At 64.0% G+C, this 20,980-nt stretch carries 21 protein-coding genes and 1 tRNA gene; 14 read left to right on the top strand and 8 right to left on the bottom strand.

Annotated elements, in window-relative coordinates; translation table 11 throughout:
- The first annotated feature begins 207 nt into the window (after positions 1–207).
- Genes EN955_RS04900 through EN955_RS04920 form a run of 5 tightly spaced genes read left to right on the top strand, consistent with a single transcriptional unit; the run spans position 208 to position 3,661 of the window.
- Positions 208–705: a tail fiber protein gene (locus EN955_RS04900; RefSeq protein WP_024504063.1), complete on the top strand. Its 498-nt coding sequence runs from the start codon at positions 208–210 to the stop codon at positions 703–705.
- A gap of 12 nt (positions 706–717) precedes the next feature.
- On the top strand, positions 718–1,224 hold the full coding sequence (locus EN955_RS04905) for a tail fiber protein (RefSeq protein ID WP_024504062.1): 507 nt from the start codon (positions 718–720) through the stop codon (positions 1,222–1,224).
- Positions 1,225–1,236: 12 nt separating this feature from the next.
- Positions 1,237–1,767: a tail fiber protein gene (locus EN955_RS04910; RefSeq protein ID WP_024504061.1), complete on the top strand. Its 531-nt coding sequence runs from the start codon at positions 1,237–1,239 to the stop codon at positions 1,765–1,767.
- 28 nt (positions 1,768–1,795) lie between these two features.
- The gene (locus tag EN955_RS04915) at positions 1,796–3,109 is read left to right on the top strand and encodes a hypothetical protein (RefSeq protein ID WP_024504060.1); all 1,314 of its coding nucleotides are present in this window, start codon (positions 1,796–1,798) and stop codon (positions 3,107–3,109) included.
- An 18-nt stretch (positions 3,110–3,127) separates the two neighbouring features.
- Entirely contained in the window at positions 3,128–3,661 is a 534-nt protein-coding gene (locus EN955_RS04920; protein ID WP_245265345.1) for a GNAT family N-acetyltransferase, read from the top strand.
- Positions 3,662–3,821: 160 nt separating this feature from the next.
- Here EN955_RS04920 and EN955_RS04925 read toward each other — a convergent pair whose 3' ends face one another.
- The gene (locus EN955_RS04925; protein WP_245265344.1) at positions 3,822–4,217 is read right to left on the bottom strand and encodes a hypothetical protein; all 396 of its coding nucleotides are present in this window, start codon (positions 4,215–4,217) and stop codon (positions 3,822–3,824) included.
- Positions 4,218–4,453: 236 nt separating this feature from the next.
- Here EN955_RS04925 and EN955_RS04930 point away from each other — a divergent pair, with 236 nt between their 5' ends.
- Entirely contained in the window at positions 4,454–5,242 is a 789-nt protein-coding gene (locus EN955_RS04930) for a SapC family protein (RefSeq protein ID WP_024504058.1), read from the top strand.
- A 43-nt stretch (positions 5,243–5,285) separates the two neighbouring features.
- On the opposite strand, the gene EN955_RS04935 is transcribed toward EN955_RS04930, so the two are convergent.
- Together EN955_RS04935 and EN955_RS04940 are read right to left on the bottom strand one after the other, a co-directional pair.
- Positions 5,286–5,849: a type 1 glutamine amidotransferase domain-containing protein gene (locus EN955_RS04935; RefSeq protein WP_024504057.1), complete on the bottom strand. Its 564-nt coding sequence runs from the start codon at positions 5,847–5,849 to the stop codon at positions 5,286–5,288.
- Positions 5,850–6,044: 195 nt separating this feature from the next.
- Positions 6,045–6,119 (bottom strand) — tRNA-Gly (locus EN955_RS04940).
- 255 nt (positions 6,120–6,374) lie between these two features.
- On the opposite strand from EN955_RS04940, the gene EN955_RS04945 reads away from it, so the two are divergent.
- The 4 genes from EN955_RS04945 (at position 6,375) to EN955_RS04960 (ending at position 8,985) form a co-directional block, all read left to right on the top strand.
- A complete protein-coding gene (locus EN955_RS04945; RefSeq protein WP_024504056.1) occupies positions 6,375–6,872 on the top strand; it encodes a prolyl-tRNA synthetase associated domain-containing protein in 498 nt (165 codons plus the stop codon).
- 84 nt (positions 6,873–6,956) lie between these two features.
- Complete coding sequence (trxA, locus tag EN955_RS04950; protein WP_024504055.1) at positions 6,957–7,958, top strand: thioredoxin; 1,002 nt, start codon at positions 6,957–6,959, stop codon at positions 7,956–7,958.
- Between the two features lie 106 nt (positions 7,959–8,064).
- The gene (locus EN955_RS04955) at positions 8,065–8,736 is read left to right on the top strand and encodes an LON peptidase substrate-binding domain-containing protein (protein ID WP_024504054.1); all 672 of its coding nucleotides are present in this window, start codon (positions 8,065–8,067) and stop codon (positions 8,734–8,736) included.
- A 9-nt stretch (positions 8,737–8,745) separates the two neighbouring features.
- Complete coding sequence (locus tag EN955_RS04960) at positions 8,746–8,985, top strand: Trm112 family protein (protein WP_013528775.1); 240 nt, start codon at positions 8,746–8,748, stop codon at positions 8,983–8,985.
- A gap of 95 nt (positions 8,986–9,080) precedes the next feature.
- Here EN955_RS04960 and EN955_RS04965 read toward each other — a convergent pair whose 3' ends face one another.
- The 3 genes from EN955_RS04965 to EN955_RS04975 are packed head-to-tail and all read right to left on the bottom strand — an operon-like array spanning position 9,081 to position 14,867.
- Positions 9,081–12,428, bottom strand: a complete 3,348-nt coding sequence (locus EN955_RS04965; protein ID WP_024504053.1) for an error-prone DNA polymerase — start codon at positions 12,426–12,428, stop codon at positions 9,081–9,083.
- Positions 12,425–13,903 carry a DUF6504 family protein gene (locus EN955_RS04970; RefSeq protein WP_027162864.1) on the bottom strand — a complete coding sequence of 493 codons (1,479 nt, stop codon included), beginning with the start codon at positions 13,901–13,903 and terminating at the stop codon, positions 12,425–12,427. The genes EN955_RS04965 and EN955_RS04970 overlap by 4 nt, the downstream gene beginning before the upstream one ends.
- A complete protein-coding gene (locus tag EN955_RS04975) occupies positions 13,845–14,867 on the bottom strand; it encodes a hypothetical protein (RefSeq protein ID WP_024504051.1) in 1,023 nt (340 codons plus the stop codon). The genes EN955_RS04970 and EN955_RS04975 overlap by 59 nt, the downstream gene beginning before the upstream one ends.
- Before the next feature lie 182 nt (positions 14,868–15,049).
- Here EN955_RS04975 and EN955_RS04980 point away from each other — a divergent pair, with 182 nt between their 5' ends.
- Positions 15,050–15,472, top strand: coding sequence for a metallopeptidase family protein (locus EN955_RS04980; RefSeq protein ID WP_013528779.1), 423 nt, complete (start codon positions 15,050–15,052; stop codon positions 15,470–15,472).
- Positions 15,473–15,659: 187 nt separating this feature from the next.
- Here the strand turns inward: EN955_RS04980 and EN955_RS04985 are convergent, their stop codons facing one another.
- On the bottom strand, positions 15,660–15,866 hold the full coding sequence (locus tag EN955_RS04985; RefSeq protein WP_013528780.1) for a DUF1737 domain-containing protein: 207 nt from the start codon (positions 15,864–15,866) through the stop codon (positions 15,660–15,662).
- Between the two features lie 51 nt (positions 15,867–15,917).
- Entirely contained in the window at positions 15,918–16,793 is an 876-nt protein-coding gene (locus tag EN955_RS04990; protein WP_024504050.1) for a CoA ester lyase, read from the bottom strand.
- A gap of 340 nt (positions 16,794–17,133) precedes the next feature.
- Between EN955_RS04990 and EN955_RS04995 the strand changes: the two genes are divergently transcribed.
- From EN955_RS04995 to EN955_RS05005, 3 genes are read left to right on the top strand one after another with little or no spacing between them, the layout of a single operon-like run.
- The gene (locus EN955_RS04995) at positions 17,134–18,663 is read left to right on the top strand and encodes a DUF4173 domain-containing protein (protein ID WP_024504049.1); all 1,530 of its coding nucleotides are present in this window, start codon (positions 17,134–17,136) and stop codon (positions 18,661–18,663) included.
- Between the two features lie 3 nt (positions 18,664–18,666).
- The gene (locus EN955_RS05000; protein WP_024504048.1) at positions 18,667–19,359 is read left to right on the top strand and encodes a response regulator transcription factor; all 693 of its coding nucleotides are present in this window, start codon (positions 18,667–18,669) and stop codon (positions 19,357–19,359) included.
- Positions 19,350–20,951: an ATP-binding protein gene (locus tag EN955_RS05005; protein WP_024504047.1), complete on the top strand. Its 1,602-nt coding sequence runs from the start codon at positions 19,350–19,352 to the stop codon at positions 20,949–20,951. Before EN955_RS05000 ends, EN955_RS05005 begins: the two co-directional genes overlap by 10 nt.
- The last annotated feature ends 29 nt before the right edge of the window (positions 20,952–20,980 follow it).

Genomic DNA, 20,980 nt, shown 5'->3' on the forward strand with positions numbered 1-20,980 from the left:
GGAGATTCCGGTATATTAGCGGATATTGATATTTTGACCAACCCAGTTCTGATAGGTAGTCGGCGCAGATTAAAGCTTTAGACAATTTGGCAACAAGAACACATTGTCGCGCATTCTGAATTTTATACGGGCACACACCAAGATTTGTAGTGACTTGCTAATGTAATATGCCATAGTGGGCTCAGCGCTCAAATAGAGGGGGGACGCGTGGCTGAGCCGTTTCTTTCGGAAATCAGGATCATGTCCTTTGTCTTCCCGCCCAAGGGCTGGGCGTTGTGCGACGGGCAACTCCTTCCCATAAACCAGAATCAGGCGCTGTTTTCGTTGCTGGGAACGACGTTTGGCGGCGACGGCCGGGTCAATTTCGCCTTGCCCGACTACCGGGGGCGCATGCCGATCCATGTCGGCAGCGGCCATACGCTCGGTGAGCGGGGTGGCGAACAGGCGCACACGCTGTCCATTTCGGAGCTACCCACACACACGCATCTCGGAATGGCTACGAATACAAATGGCGCGGTTCCGATTCCGGGCAACGCGTTTCTGGGGGCTGTGAACAATGCCTATACCCAGCCCGCACAGCTGACATCCATCAATCCCGGAACCATTGCAAATCAGGGCGGCAGTCAGGCGCATCTCAACATGCAGCCTTTCCTGACACTCAGCTTCTGCATCGCCCTGCAGGGCATTTTCCCGTCGCCGACCTGAGGAAACGCGATCATGGCACAGCCTTATGTTGGTGAGATCCGTATGTTTGCCGGAAATTTTGCGCCGGCAGGCTGGATGTTCTGCGAAGGGCAGCTGCTGCCTATCTCCGAGAACGAGACGCTTTTCCAACTGATCGGTACCACCTATGGCGGCGATGGCCAGAGCACATTCGCGCTGCCCGACCTGCGCGGCCGCCTTCCGATCCATCAGGGCAACGGTTTCATCCTTGCCGAGACCGGCGGTGTAGAAGAGCTCACGCTGACGATCAGCCAAATCCCTTCACACAGCCACCCGATGCTCGCGTCGGGCAACACGGGAACCGGCTCCAATCCGCAAGGTAATGTGCTCGACCAGATGAGCGGCGCGATCCTGCTGTATAAAGACCAGCCGCCCACGATTCCAATGAGTGCGGTGGCCGTCAATTCCATAGGCGGCAGCCAGCCGCACAGCAACTTCCAGCCCTATCTCTGCGTCGATTTCATCATCTCGCTGTTCGGAATCTTTCCGTCGCAGACTTAAAGAGGGACCGCCATGGCCGACCCGTTCGTCGCCGAAATCCGCATCTTTCCGTTCAATTTCGCACCCAAGGGCTGGGCCTGGTGCGACGGCCAGCTATTACCGCTGTCGCAGAACACGGCGCTATTTTCGCTGCTCGGCACGACCTATGGCGGCGACGGCAAGTCCAATTTTGCGCTGCCCGACCTCCAGGGCCGGACGCCGATGCATCCAGGCCATGGCCCCGGCCTTTCGCTGCACGATCTCGGCGAAACCGGTGGTTCGGAGACGGTGACGTTGCTCGAATCTGAAATTCCCATGCATTCGCATGGCATGATGGCGGCGAATATACCCGCCGATCAGGGGGCTCCGTCGCCGGCCCGGTCGCTTGGCAGATCGGTGAACGCATTCGCCTATGTCGCCGGCAGTCCGCAGCCGGCGTTGGTTCCGATGAGTGATCAAATGCTCGCTCCCGCCGGCGGCGACCAGCCGCACAACAATATGCAGCCCTATCTCACCTGCTATTTCTGCATCGCACTGCAAGGCGTCTTCCCGCCAAGAAGCTGAATTCCGAACCAAAGGGCAGGATCGTACGATGGCCAAGAACGCAGAACCGAAGTCGAAGGCCCCCGCGGCGAAGACGCCGGCGCGGAAAGCGCCCTCCAGGGCCAGGGCCCGCCCGACGCCGTCCAGCCCCCCACCCATTTACCAGCACAAGCCGGCCGGCGCTTCGTTCTTCGAACTGTCTCGGCTGATGGTGGTGGGCATCGATTCCGCCAAGGGGCAGTTGATCCAGAAGGCGCAGCTTTCGCCGAACGGGCCATGGCCTTCGGCCTGGTCGTTCATCGCGCCCGGCGCCTGGGTGATCATGACGGCGGGGCTGACCAGGGACGGCCGCGTCGCGGTGGTCGCGCAGCCATCGGGAACCACCAACCTGTCCTTCATCACCGAGGACGCCAATCAGATCGGCCCGGTCGAGAAATGGACCGCGCCGATGAGCATCGGCACGCCGCCCGGCGCCACCAGCTACCAGAAGCTTTCGATGGCGCGCGACGCCGATGGCCGCATCGAAGTCTTCGTCACCGACAATCAGGGCCGCATCTGGTGGATCTACCAGAATCCGGACCAGATCGTGCAGGTGCAGAAAACCATCACGCCACCGGGCACGACGACGCCGATCGTCGTCACCGTCGAGGTGCCGGCGCCGCCGGCCAAACCGTGGAGCGACTGGATCCAGATCCCCGGCGGGCTGGTGACGGTTTCGGCGATACGCCAGGGTGACGGCCGCATCGCGCTGTTCGGCATCAATTCGAACCTGCATCTCTATCGCTGCCAGCAGGCGAAGGCGCGGGCCTTGAAGGCCGCCGACTGGACGGGTTGGGTGCAGATCGACACGACCCAGACAGGCGGCTTCATCGAGATGGCGCCGGTGATCGGCCCGCTCGGCGCCACCAATCTGTTCGCCCTGACCCAGAGCGGCCAGGTGCTGCATACGCGCCAGATGCCCGCCGGATCGGATACGTGGACGCAGTGGGCGACACCTGGCTACTCCAGGGCGTCCAACCTGGCGCTTGCCGCCGGCATCCAGGGCGACGGCGATATCGTGCTGGTCGCCGCCGACCAGCATTTCCTCCAATTCAACGCGCAATGGGATGCCTACACCCAGAACTGGTCGGGATGGCGCGATTTCGGCGCATCCCTTCGCTCGACGCGCCTGACGCTCAACTACAATGCCGATGGCCGGCTTGCTCTGTTCAGCCTGGCGCGCATGCCGGACGGCACCAACGGCCTGTGGACGATCAACCAGATGGGCATCGACAGTTCCGAATGGGAGTATAACTGGACGTCGCTGACCGACAACAATCTCAAGCAGATCGTCGTCGTGCGCGACCTGACGCCCCCGGTCTGACGGTTGATTTCCGGTCGCGTGGCAGAAACGAAACAGGCACGTCCGGCCTGGTCCCGGTCTGACAAGGCCGGGCTCGGCTTCCGCCCTGCGACAGAGGCGGATTTGCCGTTCCTGTCGCGGCTCTACGCCTCGACGCGCATGGAAGAACTCGCGGTGACGTCGTGGAGCGACGCGCAGAAGGCCGAATTCCTCGGCATGCAGTTCCAGGCGCAGCACGCGCACTACAGAAAGCACTATCCCGAGGCCGACTGGCTGGTGGTGGAACGCGGTAGCGAAGACATCGGCCGGCTCTACATCGAGCGCTGGCCAAGCCAGCACCGCATCATCGACATTGCCTTCCTGCCGCATCATCGCCGCAAGGGCCACGGCACCGCACTGCTCTGCGACCTTATCGACGAGGCATGGTTAGCCGGCAAATCAGCCTCGATCCACGTCGAGAAGCACAATCCGGCGAGACGGCTTTATGTCGCGCTGGGTTTCGTGGTTGTCGAGGACAAGGGCGTTTATGATTTGATGGAATGTGCGCCGGGGCGCGGGAGGGTCGGTTTGTGACGACTGGAGGCCTACCGCAGGCGGCGCTATCGGTTACTTCGGCAGCGGTGCGCAGGTTCGTGAGACGATGGCAGGACAGAGGGGGGGCGCTGTCCCGCCAGCCTTTCGCAAATTTCTGCACAGCAGCGGCATGGATTTCGATGAGTCTGCTGCGTTAAGCTCAATTAAACACCGCCTCGTAGAGCCGCCCCGTCGCGTCGGCCGCGACCGGTACGATGAAGATCTCGTGGGTGCCGCCTGTGCCAGTGAAAAGGTAGGTCGCCTGCGGCAGCGCGATGTCGCGCGGGCCTCTAAACAGCAGCGAGAAACCGCCACCCAGGCGCGGGCTGGCGGCGATGGGCTTGACCGCGCTCAGTTCGAGCGGGATCTGCTTGCCCCCGACTTCGATGGTGAAGGTTTGTCCCTGCTCGAAATCCGACACCGACGCCATCCCGTTTGCCTCAATCTGTGCGCTGGAGCGGTTCAGCGTTCGGATCCGATCCAGCTTTTTGTTTCTCCGCAATTGCCAAGGGGAAAACCGCTGCACACTTTTCCGGAATTGCTCCAGCGGCGGCACTGTCGCCGCTTCGCCGCAAGCTGTCCAGAGGCGGGCAGGCGGCGGTCGTGTTCCCCAAGACAATCGATCGCCGCAAATCCCAAAGATACAGCACCGCCTGTCCTTTTATGCGCGCAAGAGACGCTGTAGTACTTTGTCCTGCGCGGGATTCCTTTCGATCCAAGATCAGCGCAAACAAAGCATAGATCCCGGCTTCGGGACCATTGGCAGCCTGATGGGCGTGCGGGAGACGGATGATGGCGGATGCAAAGACGGACGTGCCGAGCGATGCGTTGCCGCTGTTCTATTCGAGGCCCGAGGCGCTCAATCCGGCGCGGCACGGCTCGCTTGGCCTGACAGCGCGCAGTGACTTCGGCTTCGCCCGCTCGGCGCACGCCATTCCGGTGGTCGCGTCGGAGATGCCGGCGGCGATGCGCTCCTACCCGATCGTCTTCATCGGCCCGACCAAGTCGCCGGTGATCATCACCGGCGTGCGCCAGAACGAGAATCTGTTCGTCGATGCCGACGGCAAATGGACCGGGCCGCACTACATCCCCGCCTATGTCCGCCGCTATCCCTTCATCCTGGCCGAAGACCCGACATCGGCCGGCCGGCTGACGCTGTGCGCCGACCGGGCAAGCGACCGTGTCGTCGACCAGCTGCTGGCGCCGTTGCGCGACGACAAGATCGCGCCGTTCTTCGCCGGCAACGAGCCGACCGAAGCGACCAGACAGGCGCTCGCCTTCTGCAACCAGTTCCAGATCGACTTCCGAGCCACCCGCGAGATGGTCGAAAAGATCGATGCGCACGGCCTGTTTTCGCCGCGCCAGAGCAAGGTGACGCTGGAGGGTGGCGAGGTGCTCAACCTCACCGACTTCCAGGTGATCGACGAGCCGGCCTTCAACAAATTGAGCGACGAGGCGTTTCTCGACCTGCGCAAATCAGGCGCGCTCGGCCTGCTCTATTGCCACCTCGCCTCGACCAACAGCTGGACCTCGCTGGTGCATCAGGCATCGCTGCGGAAGGCGGATGGGGCGAAGGGCTGACTGTGAAAAGCTTGCGCGGTCGATCGTCTGGGCGGACAGGCGGCTAGGCAGCAACCCTTCTGTCGTGCCGCCCTTCCCTGATCTCCTCGGCGAGCTTGTCGCAGAACGCGTCGAGATCGCCGGGATTGCGACTGCTGACGAGCCCCTGGTCGGTGACGACTTCGGTGTCCTCCCACAGACCGCCGGCGTTGATCACATCGGTCTTGATCGATTTGTAAGACGTGACCCGGCGACCCCTTACGATGCCGGTCTCGGCGAGAAGCCAGGGCGCATGGCAGATCGCGCCGACGACCTTCTTGGCCGACCAGAACGATTCGATGAAGTCCAGGGCCTTTCGCTCGACGCGCAGCAGATCCGGATTGATAACCCCGCCGGGCAGGACGATCGCGTCATAGTCGTCCGCCCGCGCCTCATCCAACGTCTTGTCGACAGGAATCTCCCGACCCCAGTCCTTGAGGTCCCAGCCTTTGATCTTGCCGCTTGCGAGCGACACGACATCGACCTCGGCGCCCGCCTCGCGTAATTTTTTGAGCGGAACTTCAAGCTCGGATTGTTCGAACCCGTTTGTCGCAAGGATAGCGACGCGCTTACCGGAAATATCCTGCATTGGTTTTTCTCCATCGTTAGGTGATGGAGGGCTAACGAGGCGAGGCGGGAAGCGTTCCTGGCTGTAATTTTATGTGACATGAGAGGCGGATGGACGAAGCGCAGTTCGGCCCAAGCTCCCAGTTCGACAATGTCCAAAAACGAAAAAGCCGCGGCGGACCGCGGCTTTTCGATGCTTGATTTCCTTAGAGGAAATTGGAGCGGGTGAAGCGATTCGAACGCTCGACCCCAACCTTGGCAAGGTTGTGCTCTACCCCTGAGCTACACCCGCTCGCACGGCGTCTTGGCCGCAAGCCGGGCCTATATGGCTGAAGAGCGCGGCGATTGCAACAGGGAAATCGCAGGCTTTTTTACGACCCGGCAAGCGAGGCCGGCAAGCCGCCGGCGGGCGCGCGAGTGGCACGCGGCGGGGGCGCCACCGCAAAGGGCGGGTGCCGCTCACCGTGATGTCGCATGACGGTCTTGTGTCGGCCGCCCCATTGGCCGTAAACGGCATGGGCTCACAAACGGGACGAAGACGAAACCGATGCCGAAGACCGAAGCCGAACTTTTTGCCTTTCTTGCCGAGCTGGGCATTGCTGCCTCGACCAAGCGCCATCCACCGCTCTATACCGTCGCCGATTCGCAGGCGCTGCGCGGCGAGATCGCCGGCGGGCACACGAAAAACCTGTTCCTGAAGGACAAGAAGGACAATTTCTTCCTGGTCACCGTCGGCGAGGACGCGGTCGTCGACCTGAAGCAGATCCACCAGGTGATCGGCGCCGCCAGCCGGGTTTCTTTCGGCAAACCGGAGATGCTGATGGAGCTGCTCGGCGTCACGCCGGGCGCCGTCACGGTCTTTGGCATCATCAACGACACGGCAAACAGGGTCAAGCTCGTGCTCGACAAGGATTTGATGGAGCATGCGGTGATCAATGGGCATCCGCTGACCAATGAGGCGACGACATCGATCGCAGCGACCGACCTGATCAGATTCGTCGAGGCAACCGGGCACGATGCTGCTATCTTGAAAGTCTCCGCGTGATCGCCACATGGATGGCTTAAAACCGATGGTCTGAAGCATAGGGCGCCTGGCTGCCGGCCGGCGGCGCCACGGAAGGGTAAAGAGATGAGCCACAACAATCCGTTCGGCGGCCCCTTTGGCGGCAATGGCGGCCAGTACACCACCTCGGTGCAGTATGGTGGAACCGCGCCGGCGCCGGCGAAAGTCGCGCTTGGCGATACGCCCGCCGCTCCCGCCGATGTGATCAAGGACACGACGACGGCTGCCTTTGCCGCCGATGTCATCCAGGAATCGCGCCGTCAGCCGGTGCTGGTCGATTTCTGGGCGCCCTGGTGCGGACCTTGCAAGCAACTGACGCCGCAGCTGGAGAAGGCGGTCAAGGCCGCCGGCGGCAGGGTCAAGCTGGTCAAGATGAACATCGACGACCATCCGTCGATCGCCGGCCAGCTCGGCATCCAGTCGATCCCGGCGGTCATCGCCTTCAAGGACGGCCAGCCGGTCGATGGCTTCATGGGCGCCATCCCGGAGAGCCAGATCAACGAATTCATCACCAAGGTCGGCGGCAAGGGCAATGGCGCGCCGCCGGTGGCCGAAGCTCTGGCAGCGGCCACCGAAGCGCGCGACGCCGGCGACATGCAGACCGCGGCCGACATTTATGACGCCATCCTGGCGCAGGCGCCGGAGACGATCGAGGCGATCGCCGGACTGGGAGAGCTGCTGTTCGAGGCCGGCGACACGGAAGGCGCCGAGGCGCTTTTGGCAACAGCCCCGGAGGCCAAGAAGGATGCGCCGCCACTGGCAGCCCTGCGCGCCAGGATGGCGGTTGCGGCGCAGGCGGCGGCTCTCGGCAATCCAGCCGAATTCGAGCGGCGCCTTGCGGAAAATCCCGGAGATCACCAGGCGCGTTTCGATCTGGCCATGATCCAGAACGCCAACGGCGACCGTACGGCCGCAGCCGACAATCTGCTGGCCATCATCAAGGCCGACCGGGCCTGGAACGAGGATGGCGCCAGGACGCAATTGCTGCAGCTGTTCGAGGCCTGGGGCATGACCGACGAGGCGACGCTGGCCGCGCGCCGCAAATTGTCGGCGCTGCTGTTTTCCTGAGCCGGCTGCCGGTTGTTTTGCCGCACGGGCTTGGCGTCGGCGATGATTGCGCCAGATTAGGGCCAAGAACTCACGCGCTTCTTGATGGCGCGATCGGAGGAACGAGGTGCAAGCGGGAAACGCGCATTACCGGCTCGCCAAGGATTTGCCGTCGACGATCCCTATCTTTCCGCTCGAGGGGGCGCTTTTGCTGCCGGGAGGCCGCATGCCGCTCAACATCTTCGAGCCGCGCTATCTGCAGATGGTGGACGAGGCGATCGCCGGCTCGCGGCTCATCGGCGTCATCCAGCCCAGTCTCGACGGCGCCTTGCGCGACGACGGCGAGCCGGAACTCTGCAATGTCGGTTGCACCGGGCGCATCATCGCCTTTTCCGAGAGCGGCGACGGCCGTTACCTGATTTCGCTGCAGGGCGTGTGCCGGTTCCGCATCGCCCATGAATTGACGGTCAAGACGCCGTTTCGCCAGTGCAAGCCCTCGCCTTTCCTTGCCGATCTCGATGAGGACCAGGCGGGCAACGAGATCGACCGGCCATCGCTGCTCAAGGCATTTCGCGCCTATCTGCAGGCCAACGACCTCGAGGCCGACTGGGAAAGCGTCAGCCGGGCCGAAAATGCCATGCTGGTCAATGCGTTGTCGATGATGGCGCCCTACGGGCCAGCCGAGAAACAGGCGCTGCTCGAAGCGGCGGATTTGAAGACCCGGGCCGAGACGCTGATCGCCATCACCGAAATGGCGCTGGCGCGCGAGAATGAGGATTTTGGGTCGAGTTTGCAGTAAGAGGGCGCGATGGCGGACGGACGTGACGGGAAGAAGGTCGACCCCAAGCTGCTGGAACTCTTGGCCTGCCCACTGACCAAGGGGCCGCTGGCCTGGGATCCGGAGCGCGGCGAACTGATTTCCAGGGTCGCCAAGATTGCCTATCCGGTGCGTGACGGCATCCCGATCATGCTGCCTTCCGAGGCGCGGACGCTTTCGGTGGAGGATGTGCTGGCCCCGCCACCGCCACGTTTGGGTGGGCCGGGCTGAGGGGCACGTTTCTTGTACCCAATAGGCCGGCAGGACAGAGGGGGCGCGAAGGATCGCCGACGTCCGCTTTCGTTCCGTTCTTGGCATGGCCTTGCCTACTGAAAATTCCGCCCCTTGGGCATGACCTGTTCCGCTTCTTCCGACAGCGTTGCGAGATCCTGCCGGATCGGCGCGCTTTGTTTGGCGGGGCTGGAGCGATCCGAACCGTCCTTGGCGAGGTCTCTCGGAGGAACCGCTGGTGCGGCCTCGCTGACCTTCTCCAGGAGCACGGTCAGCCAGGGCGTCAGATCCTCGATCCTCTCGGCAACGATGTGGACCACATCCGATTCCGACTGCAATTTCCCGGTGACCTTGACGAACCGGGCGCCCATGACGATGGGCCGGTAATGGTCGAAGGTTCTTTGCCAGAAGATGATGTTGGCCACCGCCTTGTCGTCCTCCAGCGTCAGGAAGATCGCATTGCCCTTGCCGGGGCGCTGCCGCACCAGCACGAGGCCGGCGACCGAGACGCGCCTGCCGTCGCGCACGGAAGGAAGATTCGCATTCGGGATGACGCCGGCGCGGTCGAGCCGCTCGCGCAGGAAGGCGACCGGATGCGCCTTCAGCGACAGGCCGAGCGCGCGGTAATCGTGGATGACATGCTCGCCGAGCGGCATTTTCGGCAGCCTCGTCTCCGGTTCCAGCTCGCGCAGGCGAAGCGCCGGCTGGTCGAACAGCGGCAGCCTTTCGGCGGCGCTCTTGCCGTCGAGCGCGCGCACCGCCCACAGGGCTTCGCGACGGTCAAGACCGAGCGAGCGGAAGGCATCGGCCTGCGCCAGTTTTTCGATCTCGCCGACATCGAGGCCGGAGCGCAGCCAGACATCCCTGACGGATACATAGCCTGAGCCGCGCCGCTCGACGAAAGCCTCCATGCGCTCCTTCGACAGGCCCTTGATCTGCCTGAAGCCGAGCCGGACGGCATGCTTCGTCTCGATGACGCCGCGCATTTCGGCATGGCGTGGCAGGATGCGGGCCGGATCGAAAGGCGCCTTTTCCAACGTACAATCCCACACCGAAAAATTGACGTCGACGTCGCGGATGTCGACGCCATGGTCGCTTGCGTCGCGCACGAGTTGGGCCGGCTGGTAAAACCCCATCGGCTGCGAATTCAGGATCGCGGCGCAGAACACGTCGGGATAGAAGGTCTTGAACCAGCAGGAGGCATAGACGAGCAGGGCGAAGGAAGCAGCATGGCTTTCGGGAAAGCCGTATTCGCCAAAGCCCTCGATCTGCTTGAAGCAGCGCTCGGCGAAGTCCTTCGTGTAGCCCTTGCCGACCATGCCATTGATCATACGGTCGCGGTAATTGCCGATGGTGCCGGTGCGCTTGAAGGTGGCCATGGCGCGGCGCAGTTCATCGGCTTCGCCCGGTTTGAAACCGCCGGCGACGATGGCGATATTCATCGCCTGTTCCTGGAACAGCGGTACGCCAAGCGTCTTCTTGAGGATCGCTTCCAGCTCCGGCTTTTGATACTCGGCCTGTTCCTTGCCTTGCCGGCGGCGCAGATAGGGATGAACCATGTCGCCCTGGATCGGGCCCGGCCGAACGATCGCCACCTCGATGACGAGATCGTAAAAATTGTCTGGCTTGAGACGCGGCAGCATCGACATCTGGGCCCGCGATTCGATCTGGAAGACGCCGAGCGTGTCGGCGCGGCAGATCATCTTGTAGACCTGCCTGTCCTCCGGCGGCAGGGTGGCCAACACATAGGGCTGCCCATACTCATCCCGCGCATTAGGATAGTGATCCGTGAGCAAGGTGAAGGCGCGTTGCAGGCAGGTCAGCATGCCGAGCGCCAGCACGTCGACTTTCAAGATCTTCACCGCGTCGAGATCGTCCTTGTCCCATTCGACCATCTTGCGCTCGTCCATCGCCGTCTTGACGATAGGCACAATCTCGTCGAGCCGGTCCCTGGTGATGACGAAGCCGCCGACATGCTGGGAGAGATGGCGGGGGAAGCCCATGATCTCATTGGCACGCTCCATCACGTGCCTCGACACCGGGTCGGTGCGGTCGAGGCCGCCGGCGCGGGCTTCCTTCTCGCCAAGCTCCGATGTCGACCAACCCCAGATCGAGCCGGAAAGCGATGCCCTGACATCCTCGGACAGGCCCATCGCCTTCGACACTTCGCGCAGCGCCGACCGGCCGCGATAGCTGATGACGGCGGCGGCAAGTGCCGTGCGCTTGCCGCTGTATTTCTCGTAGATGTACTGGATTACAGTTTCGCGCTTTTCGTGCTCGAAATCGACGTCGATATCCGGCGGCTCGTTTCTCTCCTCGGAAATGAAGCGCTCGAAGAGCGAATCGATTTTTTCCGGCCCCACTTCGGTGATGCCGATGCAGAAGCAGACGACCGAATTGGCGGCTGATCCACGTCCCTGGCAGAGAATATCCTTGCTGCGCGCGAACTTGACGATGTCGTAGACAGTCAGGAAATAGCGGGCATAGTTGAGGCGTTCGATCAAAGCGAGCTCTTCCTCGATGCGCTTGGTCACGGAATCCGGCACACCAGCCGGATAGCGGTTCGCCGCTCCCTCCCGCGCCAGTCGCGCCAGCTCAGCCTGTGGACCAAGACCCGATTCCGTCGGCTCGTCGGGGTAATTGTACTGGAGGTCGCCAAGCGAAAAAGTCAGCTCTTTCGCAAACCGCAGCGTCTCGGCCAGCGCCTGCGGATGCCGGCGGAACAGGCGGCCCATCTCCATCGGCGGCTTCAGATGGCGCTCGGCATTGGCGGAGAGTTGCAGCCCGACCTCGGCAACGGGCGTGTTGAGGCGGATCGCGGTCAGCACGTCCTGCAACGGGCGTCGTTCGGCGGTGTGATAAAGAACGTCGTTGGTCGCCATCAGCGGAATGCCGGCGCTCTCGGCAAGTGCTGCCGCCTGCTCGATGCGGAAACGGTCATTGCCGGCGTAGTCGGGCGAAACGCCAAGCCGCAGGTTCCTGCCGAAACGGCCCTTGAGCTCACCAAGCAAGGCAAGACTGTCTTGCGCCCCCGTCGACAGACCGGGCAGGACCGCCAGCGACATCAGGTCACCCCATTCGAGCAGGTCGCCGCGCTGGAGAAGGGTGGCGCCTTTTTCGTTCTCGTCGCGCAGATTGGCTTGCGTCAGCATGCGGCAGAGGTGCCCCCAGCCCTTGCGGTCCTGGGGATAGGCGAGGATGTCCGGCGTGCCGTCGTCAAAAACCAGCCGGCAGCCGGGGTGATAGGAGAGTTTTTCGACCTTGGCCTGCTGCCAGGCGCGCACCACGCCGGCCACCGTGTTGCGGTCGGCAAGTCCGATCGCCGAGAAGCCCAGGAGCTTGGCCGCGACCACCATCTCCTCCGGCTTGGAGGCGCCGCGCAGGAAGGAGAAATTCGACTGGATGCCGAACTCGGCATAGGGAATGACGGTCAGCGCGTTCATGCGAAGACTCCATGCAGGAACCAGCGCGGCGGGACTTGCGAGGCGCCGCCGTAGAGGCCTTGCCGGTAGAGCCAGTAGCGGCGGCCGTCGGCATCCTCGATGCGGAAATAGTCGCGCGTCGATGCCGCCTCGTCGCTTGGCGCTTCCCGCCACCATTCGGCGGCGATGCGTTCCGGCCCTTCGGCGCGCTTGACCCGGTAGAGCGCGCGCCGCCAGCGGAAGTTCAGCGGCGGTCCTTCCGGCATTTCGGTGGCCGGCACATCGATGGGTTCGGGCGAGCGGAACAGCCGGATCGGTCGTTCCGGCGGAAATATGGTTTTTGGTGCCTGCAGCCTGTCCGGCTTCTTCGGCGGCGTGGTCCGGCACGGCGCGTCGGTGAAGGGGATGGTGGCGACGGCACGCTCCGGCAGATGGCTTTCGACCGCGACCGGCCGGAGAACCGCGCCATCGCCGAGCCGGGCGCGGATGCGGTCGGCGAACAGCGCGATATCGGCGCCGTCGTCGGTCACCTCGCCGGCAAGATCGGCCTGCTGCATGTCGAAGGTGGCTGATGCCAACACCGAGAGCCGCACCAGATCGAAACCATAGCCGGCATCGATATCCTGTTCGAGCGCGGCCAGCCTTTCATGGAACAGTTTCTGGATCAGCATGGGTTCGCGCATCGGCCGCGAGGTACCGAGCGCGATGCGGCTGACGGCGCCGTCGACGCGAAAGAGCAGCAGCGCCAGCGTCCGGGCGCCCTCGCCGCGGCGCTCGAGGTCGGTCTTCAAGGTCGCCGCCAGCATGCCCACCAGCCGTTCGATGTCCTCGGTCAGGGTGACGGGTTCGGCGAGGTGGCGTTCGACCGAAAGCGGCGCGACGGGCAGGCGCGGCGACACCGCCTCGTCGAGCCGGCCAAGCGCCTGGTCGAGGCGCAGGAGCAGCAGGGCGCCGAAGCGGCGGGCGAGCGGCGCGCGCGGTGCCGCCATGACGGCGCCCGCCGTGCGCAGGCCCACACTTTCCAGGCTGGTGCGGGTCGAAGGTTCTATGCGCAGCGCGGCCAGCGGCAGGGGCGCCAGCAGCGCCTCCTCCTCGCCTGACACAACGATGCGGTCGCCGCAAAAGCGTGCCGCCGCCCAGGCCGCACCCGGCGTCGCGGCAAGCCCGGCGCGGACATCGAAACCCTGATGGAAGAAGCGCGACAGGATGTCGTCCAGCATGGCGCGCTCGCCGCCGAACAGATGGGTGCAGCCGGTGACGTCGAGAAACAGGCCGTCTGCCCCGTCCAGCGCCACCAGCGGGGTGTAGCGGTCGCACCAGTCGGCGAGGCCTTCGAGCAGGCGGCGATCGGCTTCCGGATCGGCCTCGACGACGTCGATCGACGGATGCATGGCGCGCGCATCGGCGATGCCCATGTCGCGCTTCAGGTGCAGCGCCTCAGCCCGCTCGTCGAGGGCCGAGATGCGCTGTGCGTTGCGGTCGCGATGGCTGATCACGAGCGGCGGGTGAGATGGGTGATCCGACGACCGGGAACGCCAGGACCGCCCCAGACGCTGGCGCAGGATCCTTTCCGCCGCCAGATAGGGAAACCACAGGGACAGGATTCTTTGCCCGGTCTCTTGCCTCGCCCGCTCTTTCGTCGAATGCGCGTTCATCGGGGTTCCACTCCAGTGTGAATTGTCCAGGCAGGGCCGTGCGGCTCTTGCCGATGGTGAGGGTGAAGGCCGGGCGGCCGATCGAGCCGGCCAGCGGCCCGGCGATGGTGTCGCGCGGCACCGCCGGCGCCGAGGCGACGATGAGGCGGACGGGTGCCGCCGTCGGTTCGGGCCCAGCCGCCTGCCGCAGCAGGAACACCGGCCGGCCGGCCGCTTGCGCCCTTGCATGCAGCCGGCGTGTCGCGGTCAGGTCAAGCCGCTGCGGATTGCCGCGGATTTCCAGGATGACGGCGGCGAGCGCCGTCATCCGGGCCGCCTCCTCGGCGACCCACAGTGCATCGACGAGCCTTGGCGCCTCGGAAAACAGCAATTGCTCCGGCTCGATGCCGAACGAGGCGTGAAGCCCCCTGGCATAGGGAAAGCCGGCCTCGCGAAAAATCTCCGATGTGCCGATCCACAGCACCGGCAGCCCCGGCGTTTGCTTGAGGATCAGGCTGGTGAGCGACAAAGCGAAGCCGGCGACGGCCCCGGCATCGCGGGTTTCAAGCCCATGGATTTCGCTCAGGGCGGCCTTCGGCAGCCCGCCGCTCAGGGCGGCGTCGAGGCGCCCGACGCCGATAGGCAGGAACGCATCCGGCAACGCCGCGGCAATGCCACGCCGGACGATTGTGAGATCAGTGTTGACGTCAGCATCAAAGGGTGCGGCTGCCGGCGCAGCCAAGCGCTCGGGCAGCGTTCCCTCGATTTTCGCGATCTGGCGGCGCAGGGCAAAAACAGTCTCCCGCGCCACGGCGGTCATCGCCATGACGGTCAGCTTCCACTCACAATTGTTCCTGTTATGTTCCTATAGATTCCAGAGCGCATCCCAAGAGTCAAGCAGAGTCATGGGGAATTTATTCCTCTCTGCAGGGATGGCGCAGGCGCATCGGCCCGTTCATTTGCCGATTCCGGTGCGAAAGCCTATATGCCGGGATCAAAGGACAAAGCATGGCCCGCATCTACAAGACCCGCACCTGGCACGACGAACTCTCGCCCTCGATGGACGAAATGGAGTTCCTGGCGCTGGAGGCGTACGCCCATCTGCCGGAGGATTTTCGCAAACTGACCGGCGAGATCGTCATCCAGATCGCCGAGTTCCCGACCGACGAAATCATGGACGATCTGTCGCTGGAAACGCCATTCGACCTGCTCGGCCTGTTCGAGGGACGCGGCATCGCCGAGCGCTGGAACCCGCAGACCGGCGAAGGCCCGAACCGCATCACGCTCTACCGCCGCGCCATCCTCGATTACTGGTCCGAGAACGAAGAGACGCTGGGCGACATCGTCACCCACGTGCTGATCCACGAGATCGGCCACCATTTCGGCCTGTCGGACGAAGATATGGAGAAGATCGAAGAGGCGGCGGAGTAGGGTGCGCTGATATTCAGGTGATGCCGGCCTGCAAATGATGGCTTCCTGCGCTTCCCCGCTCTACCGCGTCGCGGTAGAACTGTGCTCACGTACCCAAAAGTACGCTCCGCTCCGGTTCTCGGAAACCACCATTTTCGACTCGGCCTGACCTGAATCTCAACACACGCTGCGTCGGAGCTTTTCAAATCTACCAGTCACTCAGCTTGGTATCGGGCCCGTATTCCTGACCGTCGATATCCTTGACCACGGCCTGGCCGCAACGCATCGCTTTGGCCTTCTTGTCGTAGGCATAGGTCGGCGAGCCGAACAGATGCCAGCCCTTGTTCAGCGCCGCTGTCACCTTGTGGCAGAAGCTGGCATCGTCCGGAGCGGACAGAAAGCGGTAGAGTTTCATTGTTCAATTCCTGTCGTGAGTAGCTGTAGCCCACTCGCATCCATCGAGCATTTATGACCCGATGGCGGCTGCCTTCGCCAGCAGTTTTTCGGCCTGCGCCAGGTGCAGCCGTTCGACCATCCTGCCGTTCAGCGCGATCACACCCTTGCCGGCATTCTCGGCGAGCGCGAAGGCTTCCTTCACCGAGCGTGCCTCGGCCACCGCTTCCGTGGACGGCACGAAGGCGCGGTTCGCGGCTTCGATCTGGGCCGGGTGGATGAGGCTCTTGCCGTCGAACCCCATGGCCGCGGCTTCCGCGCATTCATGGGCGAAGGCGTCGAGGTCGCGAAAATCGTTGGAGACGCCGTCGAGCATGTCGATGCCGCCGGCGCGTGCGGCCAGCACCATCTGCATCAGCCATGGCACGAGGTAGCGCCTATCAGGCGTCGCCAGAATGCCGGTCTCCTTGACCAGATCATTCGTTCCGGCAACGAAACAATTGAGCCGCGAGGCCGGATCGCGGCCAAGTTCGGCGATGGCGCCGATGTTGAGCAGCGCCTTGGGCGTCTCGATCATCGCCCATAGTTTCACGCTGTCGGGGGTAAAATTGTCGTCAAGCACGTCGCCGGCCTCGAGCAGGTCGCGCGGCGTGTCGACCTTGGGCAGAAGGATGCCGTCGGGTTCGCAGCTTGCGGCAGCCAGCAGGTCGTCGGCGCCCCATTCGCCTGATATCGCATTGATGCGCACGATCATCTCGCAGCGTCTCTCGGAATGGCCGGCGAAAATGCCGGCCAGTTTTTCGCGGGCGGCGATCTTGTCGGCCGGAGCGACGGCGTCTTCCAGGTCGATGATGATGGCATCGCAGGCAAGCTGCGCGATCTTGGCCAAGGCCTTGTCGCTGGAGGCCGGGATGTAGAGCACGGAGCGGCGCGGACGGTAGGTTTCCATGGCTGATCTATGCCGCTTGTGGGCGGGTGAGGCAAGCTCGGGCATGAAGCTGCCAATCTCCCCCCTCGAGGGGGGAGATTGGCAGCGTTTACCCCTGCACGAAAACTGCACGGGCCTGCGGAAAACCTCCTCGGATCCGCCCTGCCGTTTCCCCGCCCGCTTGCGAGACAAGCGGCATGCACAAGCGAGCAAAGCCCCGTTGGTCCCTGCCTCACCGACTGCGTAGCGAGGGCTGGTGGCTGGCCGATCCGCCGCGCGCGTGTCCCGTCGCAACCCTCATTCCCTTTGTCCGCAGAAGCCCGCCAACGGTTCGGCTGGAAGCCATCAGGAAAGCCAGGTCATGACAGCGTTGTTCTCCGCCGCGCCGAGCTATTGCAGCCGTTTCGGTGTCGCCATCCTGCTGGCAGCGCTCGCGGATTTTCTGTTCTATGGCCAGCCCGCCGGGATCACGGTTTTCCTGTTCGCCCTGCTGATTGCCGCGGCGGTCGTCGCTGTGCACCCGGCCGCCTTCAACGACGGCCGGGTCTGGCTCAAGCCCATCGCCTTGCTTGTCCCGCTGCTGCCGCTGGCTGAAAACGTCAGCACCCTGTCGGTCTCGATCGCGCTGGCGGCGCTGACCGTCTTCGCGCTTTCGTTGAGCGGCCGGCTGCGGCACAGCATCGCCCGCATTGCCGGGCAGATCGTGCTGTTCGGGCTGGCGGCGCCGTTCCGCTTCGTCATTGATTTCATCCGCTGGCGCAGGACGGCGCGGCGGTTCGGTGGGCGTCGCATCCGGCTGGCGGCGATCGCCGTCTGGGTGATGCCGCTGACGCTGGGCGCGGTCTTCCTGGCGCTGTTCGGTGCCGCCAATCCGGTCATCGACTATTGGCTGTCGCTGATCGATCTCGTGAGGCTGCTCGATCTTATCCAGCTGGCGCGGATTGCCTTCTGGCTGTTCGTGCTCGCCGCTGTCTGGGCTTTTCTGCGACCGCGCCTGGTTCGCCGCATCCCGCGCGCGTTGCCGGCGGTCAGCGCTCAAGCCGGCAAAACCGCCACCACCATCGAAGACATCCTGTTCGGCAAGGCCGCCATCCTGCGCGCCCTGATCGTCTTCAACATCCTGTTTGCGCTGCAGACGGCGCTCGACGCCGCCTATCTGTGGGGCGGGGCAGCGCTTCCCGATGGGCTGAGCTACGCCTCCTACGCGCATCGTGGCGCCTATCCCTTGATCGTCACGGCACTGCTTGCCGCCGGCTTCGTGCTGGCAGCGCTGCGACCCGGCAGCGAAACCTCGGCCGATCCGCTGATCCGCCGGCTGGTCTATGTCTGGGTGGCGCAGAACATCATGCTGGTCATCTCGTCGATCCTGCGGCTCGACCTCTATATCGGCATCTATGCATTGACCTACTGGCGCGTCGCCGCCTTTGTCTGGATGGGGCTGGTGGCAGCAGGCCTTGCCCTGATCATTGCCCGCATCGCGCTTAGAAAATCCAACGAATGGCTGCTGTCCGCCAATCTTCTGACGTTATCCCTGACGCTTTATGCCGGCTGTTTCATCAATTTCGCAGCAACGATCGCCAACTACAATGTCGACCATTCCCTCGAAATGACCGGCCAGGGCATTCCCCTAGACGCCTGGTATCTTCACTCGCTCGGTCCGGGCGCGTTTCCCGCGCTTGATCGCTTCCTCGAGCACCAGGGCAAGACGGCGGCCGCCGGCACTGTCCGCGAACTGGCCGGCGTGCGCGGCAGCGACGAAATCTGGTATCGAACTATCCAGCAGAACTGGCGGGCCTGGAGCTTTCGCGACTGGCGGCTGCTTCGATATCTCGACACCAAGGAGCCGTTCGTGATTCCCTCCGCTATCGAACCTTCCATGCCGGGCCGCTGATCCATGCCGCATCACATCCTCGTCGCCGACGATGACCCGCACATCCGCGAGGTGATCTGCTTTGCCTTGGAGAAGGCCGGCATGAAAACGACAGGGGTGGCCGACGGTGCCGCCGCCTTGCAGGCAATCGGCCGCCGGGCACCGGACCTCGTCGTGCTCGATATCGGCATGCCGGAAATGGACGGGCTGGAGGTCTGCCGGCGGCTGCGGCACATATCCGATGTGCCGGTGCTGTTCCTCTCTGCGCGCGACGAGGAGATCGACCGCATCCTCGGGCTCGAAATGGGCGGCGACGACTATGTGACGAAACCATTCAGCCCGCGCGAGCTGGTTGCCCGCGTCAACGTCATCCTGCGGCGCGCCCGCCCGGCGGCGCCCGAACCGGCCGACGACAGGCAGTTTTCGCATGGCAAACTGGCTCTGGCGCCGGCCAGCCATACCGCCAGCTTCGACGGCAAGCCGTTATCGTTGACAGGAATAGAGTTCTCGATCCTGAAGGGGTTCCTGGCGCGGCCGGCGCATGTGCTCGACCGCGACGCGGTCACGGCCAGCGCCTATGCCGCAAACATCCACGTCGCCGGCCGCACCGTCGACAGCCACATCCGCAACATCCGCGCCAAACTGGCAGCCGTGGGTTGCCCAAATGTCATCGAGACGGTGCATGGCGTCGGCTTCCGGCTTGGCCGATGCGGCTGACGGCCTCCAGCAAATGGATCGACCGCAAATGGCGGCCACGGCTTGCCACGGTCGTCGTCGCCATCCTGATCATGGTGATGGCCTTGCCACTGGTCGGCCTGTTCTTCTTCCGCCTCTACGAGAACCAGCTGATCCGCCAGACCGAGGCGGAGCTGATCGCGCAAGGCGCGGCCATCGCCGCCATCTATGCGCGGGATGTACGTGACGCCGGCATCCCACCGGAAAAGCTCGGTGCGCCGATGCCGGAGCCAAGTGGGGATTCAAGCCGCAGCGTCAATCCGGACCCGCTCTACAGGCCAATCGAACCGCAGCTCGATCTTGCCTCGGATTATGTCCTGCCGACCCGGCCGGCGGCGATGCCGGCGATCGTCGATCCCGCCTTCGCGGTGATCGGCGCGCGCCTGTCCGGCATCCTCGACGCCACCCAGAAAACCACGTTGGCCGGCTTCCGGCTGCTCGACCCCCGGGGCGTCGTCATTGCCGGGCGCGGCGAGGTCGGCCAGTCGCTCAGTGCGGTCGAAGAGGTGCGCACAGCACTTGCCGGCCACTATGCCAGCGCGCTCAGGCTGCGCATTCCCGACCAGCCGACGCCACCGCTCTATTCGGTCAGCCGCGGCACCAAGGTGCGTGTCTTCGTCGCCCTGCCGGTCGCTGTCGACGGCCAGGTCGCCGGCGTCGTCTATGTGTCGCGGACGCCCAACAACATCATCAAACATCTCTATGGCGAACGTGGCAAGGTGACGTTGGCGGCGATCGCCATTCTCGGCGGCACGCTGCTCATCGGTCTCATCTTCCTGCGCACCGTCAGCCGGCCGATCTATGCGCTGATCGACCGCACCGAGCGCATCGCCGCCGGCGACCGCACGGCGATCCGGCCGCTCGACCACCACGGCACGCGAGAGATGGCGGAGCTGTCCGCCGCCTTCCTCGACATGGCCGAGAAGCTTCAGGCGCGGTCGGACTCAATCCAGACTTTCGCCACCCATGTCTCGCATGAGCTCAAATCGCCGCTGACGGCGATCCAAGGCGCGGCCGAATTGCTGCGCGATTCCGGTGGCGCGATGGACGATGCGGAGCGGCGGCGTTTCTCCAACAATATCGTCACCGATGCGGGGCGGCTCAATCTGCTGGTGCGGCGCCTGCTCGACCTGGCACGCGCCGAAAACCTGGCGCCGAGCGGCGAAAGCACATCGCTCGGTGCGGCACTGTCGCTGCTGCCCGTCGACAACAGGCTCGCGGTTAGCATCGGGGCCGGCGGCGACATCGACTTGCGCATATCGGCCGAGAACGCGGCTATCGTGCTGGCCAATCTCATCGACAATTCGGCCAGGCATGGCGCGATGCAGGTTTCTGTCTCCGCTACGAGCGCCGGCGGCAAGGCGAGCATCCTGGTCAGCGACGACGGTGCCGGCATTTCGCCGAGCAACCGGGCGCGCATTTTCGAGCCGTTCTTCACCACGCGGCGCGAACAGGGCGGCACCGGCATGGGCCTCGGCATCGTGCTGGCCCTCCTGAAAGCGCATGATGGTATGATCGCGCTGGTTGACAGCGAGCGCGGCACGCGCTTCGAGGTCATTCTGCCGGTGGCGTGAAGGACACTATCGGCCGGATCGGAGAGAAC

The organism is Mesorhizobium sp. M7A.F.Ca.CA.001.04.2.1 (genome assembly GCF_003998485.1).
GTDB lineage: Bacteria > Pseudomonadota > Alphaproteobacteria > Rhizobiales > Rhizobiaceae > Mesorhizobium > Mesorhizobium ciceri.

Coding starts and splice junctions, on each gene's coding strand:
- EN955_RS04905 (WP_024504062.1), top strand. CDS start 718: ATGGCACAGCCTTATGTTGGTGAGATCCGTATGTTTGCCGGAAATTTT.
- EN955_RS04910 (WP_024504061.1), top strand. CDS start 1,237: ATGGCCGACCCGTTCGTCGCCGAAATCCGCATCTTTCCGTTCAATTTC.
- EN955_RS04915 (WP_024504060.1), top strand. CDS start 1,796: ATGGCCAAGAACGCAGAACCGAAGTCGAAGGCCCCCGCGGCGAAGACG.
- EN955_RS04930 (WP_024504058.1), top strand. CDS start 4,454: ATGGCGGATGCAAAGACGGACGTGCCGAGCGATGCGTTGCCGCTGTTC.
- EN955_RS04935 (WP_024504057.1), bottom strand. CDS start 5,849: ATGCAGGATATTTCCGGTAAGCGCGTCGCTATCCTTGCGACAAACGGG.
- EN955_RS04945 (WP_024504056.1), top strand. CDS start 6,375: ATGCCGAAGACCGAAGCCGAACTTTTTGCCTTTCTTGCCGAGCTGGGC.
- trxA (WP_024504055.1), top strand. CDS start 6,957: ATGAGCCACAACAATCCGTTCGGCGGCCCCTTTGGCGGCAATGGCGGC.
- EN955_RS04960 (WP_013528775.1), top strand. CDS start 8,746: ATGGCGGACGGACGTGACGGGAAGAAGGTCGACCCCAAGCTGCTGGAA.
- EN955_RS04965 (WP_024504053.1), bottom strand. CDS start 12,428: ATGAACGCGCTGACCGTCATTCCCTATGCCGAGTTCGGCATCCAGTCG.
- EN955_RS04975 (WP_024504051.1), bottom strand. CDS start 14,867: ATGGCGATGACCGCCGTGGCGCGGGAGACTGTTTTTGCCCTGCGCCGC.
- EN955_RS04980 (WP_013528779.1), top strand. CDS start 15,050: ATGGCCCGCATCTACAAGACCCGCACCTGGCACGACGAACTCTCGCCC.
- EN955_RS04985 (WP_013528780.1), bottom strand. CDS start 15,866: ATGAAACTCTACCGCTTTCTGTCCGCTCCGGACGATGCCAGCTTCTGC.
- EN955_RS04990 (WP_024504050.1), bottom strand. CDS start 16,793: ATGGAAACCTACCGTCCGCGCCGCTCCGTGCTCTACATCCCGGCCTCC.
- EN955_RS04995 (WP_024504049.1), top strand. CDS start 17,134: ATGACAGCGTTGTTCTCCGCCGCGCCGAGCTATTGCAGCCGTTTCGGT.
- EN955_RS05000 (WP_024504048.1), top strand. CDS start 18,667: ATGCCGCATCACATCCTCGTCGCCGACGATGACCCGCACATCCGCGAG.
- EN955_RS05005 (WP_024504047.1), top strand. CDS start 19,350: ATGCGGCTGACGGCCTCCAGCAAATGGATCGACCGCAAATGGCGGCCA.